8 protein-coding genes are annotated in these 9173 nt (G+C 68.4%); all 8 read left to right on the top strand.

The genetic code is table 11. The annotated features are described in order from the left end of the window. Nucleotides 1-87 precede the first annotated feature (87 nt). Nucleotides 88-831, top strand: a complete 744-nt coding sequence (locus AC3WTE_RS18920; RefSeq protein WP_492439881.1) for a hypothetical protein — start codon at nucleotides 88-90, stop codon at nucleotides 829-831. Beyond that, complete coding sequence (locus AC3WTE_RS18925) at nucleotides 828-2189, top strand: MurL-like N-terminal domain-containing (RefSeq protein WP_492439883.1); 1362 nt, start codon at nucleotides 828-830, stop codon at nucleotides 2187-2189. Before AC3WTE_RS18920 ends, AC3WTE_RS18925 begins: the two co-directional genes overlap by 4 nt. Then, entirely contained in the window at nucleotides 2186-3535 is a 1350-nt protein-coding gene (gene murD, locus AC3WTE_RS18930; protein ID WP_492439885.1) for a UDP-N-acetylmuramoyl-L-alanine--D-glutamate ligase, read from the top strand. The genes AC3WTE_RS18925 and murD overlap by 4 nt, the downstream gene beginning before the upstream one ends. Nucleotides 3536-3544: 9 nt before the next feature. Beyond that, nucleotides 3545-5572, top strand: a complete 2028-nt coding sequence (uvrC, locus tag AC3WTE_RS18935) for an excinuclease ABC subunit UvrC (RefSeq protein WP_492439887.1) — start codon at nucleotides 3545-3547, stop codon at nucleotides 5570-5572. A 52-nt stretch (nucleotides 5573-5624) separates the two neighbouring features. Further along, nucleotides 5625-6515, top strand: coding sequence for an RNase adapter RapZ (gene rapZ / locus AC3WTE_RS18940; RefSeq protein WP_492439908.1), 891 nt, complete (start codon nucleotides 5625-5627; stop codon nucleotides 6513-6515). After that, nucleotides 6512-7594: a gluconeogenesis factor YvcK family protein gene (locus AC3WTE_RS18945; protein ID WP_492439888.1), complete on the top strand. Its 1083-nt coding sequence runs from the start codon at nucleotides 6512-6514 to the stop codon at nucleotides 7592-7594. Before rapZ ends, AC3WTE_RS18945 begins: the two co-directional genes overlap by 4 nt. Further along, complete coding sequence (gene whiA, locus AC3WTE_RS18950) at nucleotides 7591-8568, top strand: DNA-binding protein WhiA (protein WP_043393046.1); 978 nt, start codon at nucleotides 7591-7593, stop codon at nucleotides 8566-8568. Before AC3WTE_RS18945 ends, whiA begins: the two co-directional genes overlap by 4 nt. Before the next feature lie 147 nt (nucleotides 8569-8715). Continuing rightward, nucleotides 8716-9173: glyceraldehyde 3-phosphate dehydrogenase NAD-binding domain-containing protein (locus AC3WTE_RS18955; protein WP_492439890.1), on the top strand; the 458-nt coding region annotated here is incomplete at its 3' end.

Consider the following 9173-nt stretch of genomic DNA (forward strand, 5'->3'; position numbering starts at 1 on the left):
CGCCTTCGGCTTCTCGCCGGTCGTCATATCCGTCCCATCACGAGGCCCACCTGTCCGCGCCCTCCCATGGGATAGAATTTGCTGATAGTGACCGATTTTCGCATGCCTTCGCCGCCGCTGGACGTCGTGGCGATCGCGCCCGCCGAACTGGTCGACCGCCTTGGTGCCTACCCGACGGTGACCGTGCCGATCTACCAGGGCCGGACCGTCGACATGGCGTGGTTGTGGCAGTACCTCGCCGAAGCCGCGGACTACTTCGGGCTCGCCATGCCGTCCGAAGCTGACCTCGGCGCCGCGGTGGCTCACTTCTCGGGGCAGTTGGTGGCCGCGACCGTCACGATCGTGGACGGCGGTCGGTGCGCGGTGACGGGCACGCCTTCCCAGGTCTACGCACCCGGTCCGGTGCGCATCGGCTGGCGCGACAGTGACTGGACCGCACCGGCGGAGACGGACGAGCGGTGGCTGCGGATGGCGGCCCGGACGACCAGCCTGGGCACCGTGGACCTGCTGCAGCGCCAGCTGGCCGAACAAGGCTGCGTCGACGGCATCGAGGCCGGTACCGGCGTCACGCCGCCCGTGGCCGGCGCTCTGGTGCTCGACGTCGGTGCCGAACCGGTCGGTGTCGAGAATCCCGAGCCCGTCTCGATCCTCGATCAACTACAGACCTGCGGTGTTCTGCGTCCTGCTGTGCGCCGAGATGAAGTCCCCGTCGACGCGGTGCGTCACGCGTGGTGGATCTCGCCGCAGTACCGCACCCAGCCCGTCGCCCGGCTCGGCGACCGCGCCGTCCCCGTTGATTCCGCCTACCCGCCGTTCCTGGAGCAGCTGTGACCAAACCTTTTGTCCCACAGTCCTACAAGTCGTTTCGCATCGACGGCTTCGACGTCGAGGGCGGCGTGTTCCGCGGGCGCTACACCATGTGCGGGGCCGATTCCGCGGACGACGTCAGCTTCGCCGAGACCGTCGATTTCGGGGACAGCCTGGGCGGTGGCCGGCCCGACGACCGGCTGCTGCGCCTGCTGACGCTGACCTGCTCGCTGAGTTACTACAAGGCCGCCGCACCGCCGCAGATCGAAATCGCTTTCCCCACTTACGATTTCGAAGTGGACTATCTGCGCCAGGTGCTGGCCGGCGGCCTCGGTGAATACGCCTACCGCAACAACCTGCCCGGCGCGCTGAGCCCGGAGATCACCGGCGACCGCGCCGATGCTTCTCCCGTCGCTTCGCTCGCCCCGGAAATCTCCGAACCGCAGCCCGACACCTGGAATCCCGACGCGGCACCGCTGGTGCCGGTCGGCGGCGGCAAGGACTCGGTGGTGACCATCGAAGCCCTCACCCCGCTGCAGCCGGTGCTGTTCAACGTGAACAAATTCGACCCCATCGACCGGTGCATCGAGATCAGCGGGCTGCCGCACGTGCGCGTCATGCGGACCATCGACCGGACCCTCATCGAGGTCAACGCTGCCGGCGCCTACAACGGACACATCCCGGTCACCGCGATCAACAGCATCATCGGTTTGATCGTGGCGGACGCCAACGGCCTGGGACCTGTGGTGCTGTCCAACGAGCGTTCGTCCAACGTCGGCAACGTCGAATGGATGGGCCAGGACATCAACCATCAGTGGTCCAAGAGTGTCACCTACGAGACGTTGCTGCGCGACACCCTCGCCGCGTACGGGCTGAACCCGGACCGCTACTTCTCGCTGCTGCGCGGCCTGTCGGAGTCGCAGATCGCCGATCGGTTCGCCGCCAGCCCCCAGTATTTCCGCGCCTTCATCAGCTGTAACCGGCCCTTCGCCCTCGATGCCGGCCGGCGCGGTGCCACCTGGTGCGGCCACTGCCCGAAGTGCCAGTTCGTGTTCGTGCTGATGGCGCCGCGCCTGGGCCGCGCCGAGGTGGAGGCGATATTCGGGCGAAACCTGTTCGAGGACACCGACAGTCGCGCCGAGTTCGAGGACATCCTCGGCATCGGTGCGCACAAGCCGTTCGAATGCGTCGGGGAGTACTACGAGGCTGCCGAGGCGATGCTGACCGTTCTCGACGACGAATCGTGGGCCGGCCTGCCGCTGGTCGAGGAGTTCCGCAGCGCGCGGGCCGATTTGGAGCGCGTCGCCGGCGACCACGACGACAGTTCCGCCGTGCAGTACGTGCCCGAGCGCTATCGCGCCGCCCTGGACGACCGGCGATGACGTCCCAGCGTCCAGACCTCGCCGGTGCCGCGGTCGGGATCTGGGGTTTCGGCAAGGAGGGCCAGTCGCTGGCCCGCACCGCGGCCGCCGCGGATGCCGCGCGCATCGACGCCGTCGACGACGCGGGGCGGGGGACCCTGGATGCGCCCGGTGATATCGCCAATCTGAATCTGTGGCGCGGTGCCGAGCACCTGGCCCGCCTCGCGGAGTGCGACGTGGTGTTCCTCAGCCCTGGGATACCTTGGCATCAGCCATTTTTCGCCCAGCTGCGCGCCGCCGGTGGCACGTTGTCCAGCGCCGCCGACTGGTACCTGCGCCGGTACGCTGCCCAGACCGTCGGCGTCACCGGGACCAAGGGCAAGAGCACGACAGCGTCGTTCCTGACGCACCTGCTGCGGCGGCTCGGCGCGGACGCCGTCGTCGCGGGAAACATCGGCACCCCGCTGTCGGACCTGGAGCCGGGGCCGGGCGCCGTCGTGGTTGCCGAGCTGTCCAGCCAACAGTGCGCCCTGGTGACCGCGTCACCGCGAATCTCGGTGATCACCAATCTCTTCGAGGATCACCTGGACTGGCACGGCGACATCGACGCCTACCACAGCGCGAAAGCCAACATCTTCGCCTGCGGCGGCGAGATTCTGGTCACCACACCGCAGGTGCTCGGCGTCCTCGATCGCCTGGGTATCGCCCTGCCGCCGGTGGTGCGCACCGTCGACGCGGAAGAGGCGGCGCGCACCCAGGCTGGACTCGGAACGGGCGATTATGTGATGGCCTACGAGCACAACGTCGTCAACGGCGCCCTGGCGGCTGTTGCTGCCGCCGAGGTGATGGGCCGGCCGGTGACCGACGACGAATTTCTGGGCGCGGTAACGACATTCGAGTCCTTGCCGCACCGGCTTCAGGTGGTGCGGCGCACTCCGGGAGTGCGCTGGATCGACGACACCCTGGCCACCACGGGCGAGAGCGTGGTCGCAGCGTTGCGCTCGATGCGCCCCGATGACCGGGTGGCGCTCATCGTCGGCGGCATGGACCGTCAGCTCGACTACGACCAGATCGACGACTATCTGCTCTCCGGCGCGCGTGACGTTCACCTCATCCAGGGGCCGACCAACGGGACCTCGATCGGGCGCCGCTTCGCCGCGGCACACCCGGAGTCCGTGCACCCGGTCGACAGCCTGGGGGCGGCGGTACGGGCAGCGGCCGCGGTACCAGGCGTGACGGCCGTGCTGCTGTCGCCGGGCGCGGCCAGCTATGACCTGTTCGCCAACTACGTGGCAAAGGCCGCGGCGTTCTGCGAGTTCATCGATGCCGAGACCGGCGTCTCCGATGCTGTCAGCCAGCCGAACTAACCTGTAACAGTGCCTGATCCATCGACGTACCGGCCTGCGCCGGGAACCATCCCGCCCGAACCGGGGGTGTACCGGTTCCGGGATCCTCATGGTCGGGTCATTTACGTCGGCAAAGCCAAGAGCCTGCGCAACCGGCTGAACTCGTACTTCGCCGACCTGTCGGCGCTCGCGCCCCGCACCCGCCAGATGGTGACCACGGCCGGCAGTGTGGAGTGGACGGTCGTCACGACCGAAGTCGAAGCGCTGCAACTGGAATACAACTGGATCAAGGAATTCGATCCCCGGTTCAACATCCGGTACCGCGACGACAAGTCGTATCCGGTCCTGGCGGTGACCCTCGACGAGGAGTACCCGCGGTTGTTCGTGTACCGCGGGCCGCGACGTAAGGGCGTCCGGTACTTCGGCCCCTACTCGCACGCCTGGGCCATCCGCGAGACGCTCGATCTGCTCACCCGCGTCTTCCCGGCGCGCACCTGCTCGAACGGAGTGTTCAAGCGGCACAACCAGATCGGCCGGCCCTGCCTGCTGGGCTACATCGACAAGTGCTCGGCGCCCTGCGTCGGCCGGGTGACCGCAGCCGAGCACCGTAAGATCGTCGACGACTTCTGCGACTTCCTGGCGGGCAAGACCGACCGGCTGGCCCGGGACATGGAACAGCAGATGGCCGAGGCGGCAGCGGAATTGGAGTTCGAGCGGGCGGCGCGGCTGCGGGACAACATCTCGGCGCTAAAACGGGCGCTGGAGAAGCAGGCGGTCGTGCTCGGCGACGGCACCGACGCCGATGTGGTGGCGTTCGCCGACGACGATCTCGAAGCCGCTGTCCAGGTGTTCCACGTCCGCGGCGGCCGGGTCCGTGGCCAGCGCGGCTGGGTCATCGAGAAATCCGGTGAGCCGGGTGAATCGGGCGTGGACTACCTGGTGAGTCAGTTCCTCACGCAGTTCTACGGCGATCAGGCCGAACTGCGCGGCGCGGCGCCGACCGACGAGATCACCAACCCGGTGCCCAAAGAGGTTCTGGTTCCGGTACTTCCGGACAATGCGGATGAACTCGCCGACTGGTTGTCCGGTCTGCGTGGCTCCCGGGTGCAGCTGCGGGTGGCGCAGCGCGGCGACAAGCGTGCCCTGGCCGACACCGTGCAGCGCAACGCGCAGGATGCGCTGGCGCAGCACAAGCTCAAGCGGGCCGGCGACTTCAACGCCAGATCCGAAGCACTGCAAAGCATTCAGGATTCGCTGGAGCTCGATGACGCGCCGCTGCGCATCGAGTGCGTCGACATCAGCCACGTGCAGGGCACCGATGTGGTGGCCTCGCTGGTGGTGTTCGAGGACGGACTGCCTCGCAAATCCGACTACCGGCACTACGCCATTCGCGAGGCCGCGGGCGACGGCCGGTCCGACGACGTCGCGTCCATTGCCGAGGTGACCCGACGGCGCTTCGCGCGCCACGTGGCCGACACTCAGGTCCGCACGGACACCGATGGTGCCGACACCACCGAAACCCCGGCGCGGCCAAAGCGATTCGCGTACCCGCCCAACCTGTTCGTGGTCGACGGCGGCGGGCCCCAGGTGAATGCGGCGGCCACTGTGCTCGACGAGTTGGGCGTCACCGATGTGGCGGTCATCGGCTTGGCGAAGCGTCTGGAAGAGGTGTGGGTGCCTGAACAACCGGACCCGCTGATCATGCCGCGCAACAGCGAAGGCCTCTATCTGCTTCAGCGGGTACGTGACGAAGCCCACCGGTTCGCCATCACCTATCACCGCAGCAAGCGATCCAAGCGGATGACGGCGTCGGTGCTCGACGCGATCCCGGGCCTCGGTGAGCACCGGCGCAAAGCGTTGGTGACCCACTTCGGTTCGGTGGCGCGGCTCAAGGAGGCCGGCGTCGACGAACTGACCGCGGTCCCCGGCATCGGTGCGGCCACGGCCCAGGCGGTGGTCGACGCCCTGCGGTCGGTGGACCCCGCCGGCACCGCTGATTCCCAGCCGGTTTCGGGGGCGGCGCCGACAGATATGGGCAATGATCGGACACCAGAGTGAGCGCGCAGCAGATGAGAAGCGGGGGATGGACGAAGTCGTGACAGACGAACAGATGGACGGTGCGGCCGGTGACGCCGCCGGTGAAATCGACGTGGTTCTGGTCACGGGTCTGTCCGGCGCCGGGCGCGGCACCGCCGCCAAGGTACTCGAGGACCTCGGCTGGTACGTCGCCGACAACCTGCCACCGGAGCTGATCACCCGCATGGTCGAGCTGGGCCTGGCCGCCGGTTCGCGCATCACCAAGCTGGCCGTGGTCATGGACGTCCGGTCCCGTGGCTTCACGGGAGACCTGGACTTCGTTCGCCGCGAACTGGCGACCCGCAGCGTCTTCCCGCGAGTGCTGTTCCTGGAGGCGTCCGACGACATCCTGGTGCGCCGCTACGAGCAGAACCGGCGCAGCCACCCGCTCCAGGGCAACCAGACTCTCGCGGAAGGCATTGCTGCCGAACGCAGATTGCTGGAGTCGGTCCGCGCGACGGCCGATCTGGTCATCGACACCTCTACGCTGCCGGTACCGGCGTTGCGCGCCAGCATCGAGCGGGCTTTCGGCGAGGAGGCGGCAACCGGCACGAGCGTGACGGTCGAATCGTTCGGCTATAAATATGGTCTGCCGATGGACGCCGACACCGTCATGGATGTCCGGTTTCTGCCGAATCCGCATTGGGTCGACGAGTTGCGGCCCCACACCGGGCAGCATCCGGCGGTTCGGGACTACGTGCTGGGACAAGAAGGCGCTGCCGAGTTCGTGGACACCTACCATCGGCTGCTAGGGGTTGTGATCGACGGCTATCGCCGGGAGGGGAAGCGCTACATGACCGTGGCCATCGGCTGCACCGGCGGCAAGCACCGCAGCGTCGCGATCGCCGAAGCGCTGGCGGGCCGGCTGCGTGGCGGTGACAACCTGACCGTGCGGGTGTTGCACCGGGATCTGGGGCGCGAATGACGGCCGCTCGCGAAGAGGTCGGCGCACCTGCGCGCATCGTCGCGCTCGGCGGCGGACACGGTTTGTACGCGACGCTGTCGGCGGCGCGCCGGCTGACGCCACACGTGACGGCCGTCGTGACCGTCGCCGACGACGGTGGTTCGTCGGGCCGGCTGCGTTCCGAACTGGACATCGTGCCGCCGGGTGACCTGCGAATGGCATTGGCGGCCTTGGCATCTGACAGTCCGCACGGGCAGTTGTGGGCCACCATCATCCAGCACCGGTTCAACGGCAGCGGCGCGCTGGCCGGTCACCCGATCGGCAACCTCCTGCTCGCCGGCCTCAACGAGGTGCTGGCCGACCCGGTCGCCGCGCTCGACGAGCTCGGTCGGATCCTCGGGGTCAAGGGCCGGGTGCTGCCGATGTGTCCCATCGCGCTGCAGATCGAGGCCGACGTGTCCGGGCTCGAGGCCGATCCGCGGATGAGTCGCGTGATCCGCGGTCAGGTCGCGGTCGCCACCACACCGGGCAAGGTGCGCCGGGTCCGGCTGCTGCCGGGCGATCCGCCCGCCACCCGGCAGGCTGTCGACGCCATCATGTCGGCCGACCTCGTGGTGCTCGGTCCGGGCTCGTGGTTCAGCAGCGTGATCCCGCATGTGCTGGTGCCCCAACTGCTGGCCGCGTTGCAGGCGACAGAGGCGCGGCGGGCACTGGTGCTCAACCTCGCCGCCGAGCCGGGGGAGACGGCCGGGTTCTCGGCCGAACGGCATGTGCACGTGCTGTCTCAGCACGCCCCCGGCCTGACGGTGCACGACATCATCGTCGACGCGGCGAGTGTCCCCAGTGAACGCGAACGCGACCAACTGCGCCGGGCGGCCTCGTTTCTCGAGGCTCAGGTCGAGTTTGCTGACGTATCCCGACCTGGTACACCTTTACATGACCCGGCACGACTTGCGGCTGCGCTGGAGCGGGTGCGTCTCAATGGCAGCGCACCGGCCCGGCCCGCATACGAGCCATCCACTCCCGCCGCACGGTCGGCCGACGGATTCCGTCAGCAGCCGACCCCTGAAGGACCAAGAGGTGACGATTCGTGGCGATGACGTCGGAAGTGAAGGACGAGCTGAGCCGGCTTGTCGTCAATTCGGTGACGGCACGCCGGGCGGAGGTGGCGTCGCTGCTGCGCTTCGCCGGCGGTCTGCACATCGTGGCCGGTCGCGTCGTCGTCGAGGCCGAGGTGGACCTGGGCAGCATCGCCCGGCGGCTGCGCAAGGACATCTACGACCTGTACGGGTACAACGCCGTCGTGCACGTGCTGTCGGCCAGTGGCATCCGCAAGAGCACGCGGTACGTGGTCCGGGTCGCGCAGGACGGCGAGGCACTGGCACGGCAGACGGGGCTGCTCGATCTGCGCGGCCGGCCCGTGCGCGGCTTGCCGGCCCAGGTGGTCGGCGGCAGCGTCGGCGACGCGGAGGCGGCCTGGCGCGGCGCGTTCCTCGCGCACGGTTCGCTGACCGAGCCCGGCCGGTCTTCGGCACTGGAGGTCAGCTGCCCGGGACCGGAGGCGGCACTGGCGTTGGTGGGCGCGGCGCGTCGGCTCGGGGTGAGCGCCAAGGCCCGCGAGGTCCGCGGTAGCGACCGGGTCGTGGTGCGCGACGGCGAGGCCATCGGCGCGCTGCTGACCCGGATGGGCGCCCAGGACACCAGGCTCAACTGGGAAGAGCGGCGGATGCGCCGCGAGGTGCGTGCCACCGCCAACCGGCTGGCCAACTTCGACGACGCGAACCTGCGGCGGTCAGCCCGGGCGGCGGTTGCGGCCGCGGCCCGGGTCGAGCGGGCGCTCGACATCCTCGGCGACACGGTGCCTGATCACCTGTCGGCCGCCGGGCGGTTGCGCGTCGAGCACCGGCAGGCCTCGCTCGAGGAGCTGGGCCGGCTCGCTGATCCGCCGATGACGAAAGATGCTGTGGCAGGCCGGATTCGGCGCCTGCTGTCGATGGCCGACCGCAAGGCCAAGCAGGATGGGATTCCGGACACGGAGTCGGCCGTCACCCCGGACCTGCTCGACGACGCGTAGCGCACGTCGACCGGTGGTCACCGGACAGGGGCGTACCCGACGCGCGGAGCGCGAGTCGAGTACTGCACGCGGGGTTCCTCACCGCACTAGGCTGGCTGAGGATTCACCGCATGACCTGTCCAGGAGTACCGGCGAAGGAGCACAGCAGTGACTATTCGGATCGGCGTCAACGGTTTCGGGCGCATCGGACGTAACTTTTTCCGGGCCTTGGACGCGCAGAAAGCGGCGGGGACGAACACCGATCTGGAGATTGTGGCGGTCAATGACCTGACTTCCACCGATGTGCTGGCGCATCTGTTGAAGTTCGATTCGATCCTGGGCCGGCTGCCTCATGAGGTGCGTGCTGACGGGGACACCTTGGTGGTGGGCAGCACGAAGATCACGGCGCTGGCGGTCAAGGAGGGTCCGGCGGCGTTGCCGTGGGGGGATCTCGGTGTGGACATCGTGGTGGAGTCGACCGGGATTTTCACCGATGCGGCCAAGGCCAAGGGGCATTTGGAGGCGGGGGCCAAGAAGGTGCTCATCTCCGCGCCGGCCACCGGTGAGGACATCACCATCGTGATGGGTGTCAACGACGACAAGTACGACGGCAGCCAGAACATCAT

The organism is Mycobacterium sp. FW102-FHT13B02, from assembly GCF_058790275.1.

Excerpts from the sequence above, each read along its gene's own strand:
- murD (WP_492439885.1), top strand. The coding sequence starts at position 2,186 with ATGACGTCCCAGCGTCCAGACCTCGCCGGTGCCGCGGTCGGGATCTGG.
- rapZ (WP_492439908.1), top strand. The coding sequence starts at position 5,625 with ATGGACGGTGCGGCCGGTGACGCCGCCGGTGAAATCGACGTGGTTCTG.
- AC3WTE_RS18945 (WP_492439888.1), top strand. The coding sequence starts at position 6,512 with ATGACGGCCGCTCGCGAAGAGGTCGGCGCACCTGCGCGCATCGTCGCG.
- whiA (WP_043393046.1), top strand. The coding sequence starts at position 7,591 with ATGACGTCGGAAGTGAAGGACGAGCTGAGCCGGCTTGTCGTCAATTCG.